1 protein-coding gene is annotated in these 1,275 nt (G+C 61.5%); it reads left to right on the plus strand.

The features are described from left to right. Positions 1-653: hypothetical protein (locus AB4Z09_RS29085; RefSeq protein ID WP_442241392.1), on the plus strand; the 653-nt coding region annotated here is incomplete at its 5' end. Between the last annotated feature and the right edge of the window lie 622 nt (positions 654-1,275).

Below are 1,275 nucleotides of genomic sequence, written 5' to 3' on the forward strand. Positions count from 1 at the left end.
AGGTGTTGCCAGCCGACGCGGTCAAAATGATCGAGCTTGCTCAGCTGTTCCACGTCGACGACGCGGTATGCACTGTTCTGCTCAACGGCGACCAGCTGATGAAGTTCTCCATAGACCCCCATCCGCATCAAGACGACGAGAACCTCGACATCATCTACGACTGCGCGTACGACCTCGACGTCGTCCAACGTCACCTACACACCTCGTTCTACCTACCCGACGAGTTCAGCGTCGAGGACCGCATCAACCTCCGCATCGCACGCATCCTGATCGAGGGACACCTCGTTCAATCGATCCAGTTCCCCACAGTCACCGCCACCATGTCAGGATCCGACTCGCCCGAGATCAGACGACTCCTGACCGAAACGACCCGCCTCGAGGCGCCTGTCGACTACTCATTCCGGCTCGGGAACCGCACCATCAATCTTGGGACCGTCACGATCTACCACCCAACTACGCACGCCACCAACGGAACCGGAGCCATCGCAGCCTTGGATGCTGGCACCGCGGCGAACTTCGAAGTCCAACTGGCACCACAGGACAGCCCCTACTTCTACATCTACCTTCCCGAAGCACTGCGCCAACACGAACACCCCTACATCGCCGAATGGACCCTCCGCGGCATCACCCAACCCGGCACCGAAAACGAATGATCACCCCCGTTCGCAACACCTGACTAGGACCGTCGGTCGCTCGAACCACACGGGCACACCCCGACTCTGACACAGGGGTACTCRCAGCCCAGGACATCGAAAACGCCGTCCGCAACCAAGCCACCGCAGACATATCGCCTGACTATGGCGCCCAAACCACCATCGACAACGTCCCATGCCTCACCGGAGGACCCCCACTCGCCTTCTCCGCAACCACCCTCTGCCACGCCACGCATCCGACAACATCCCTGACGTGGATTCGGTCCAGGCTTGCAGCCGCACATGCGATGCACGTCAAATAGCCTGTCCACCTGCAGCCGACACGTACGCTGAGACATGTGCTGTGGCTCTTTGTGACGCTTCTCGTCCTCCTGACGGCCAGCGCATATCTCTCCTTCGGCGCGCTTACCGCCTTGGGCCAGCGCCGGCGCGGTGCTGGCACGCTTTTGTCCTTGGGTGCTGTCCTGTTCTCCCCCGTCTATTGGGTGACTTGGTACGTGCACGACACCTGGCCTACTACTCGACGGTTGGCTAGCTGAGATACCGCGACCCCTCGCGCTCCACACCCACGAAGGCCTCATCCGGCGAGGGCGCGCAAGCCGCACCGCGGCCCCATACTGCC

This window comes from Rhodococcus sp. TAF43 (genome assembly GCF_052113525.1).
Taxonomy (GTDB): domain Bacteria; phylum Actinomycetota; class Actinomycetes; order Mycobacteriales; family Mycobacteriaceae; genus Prescottella.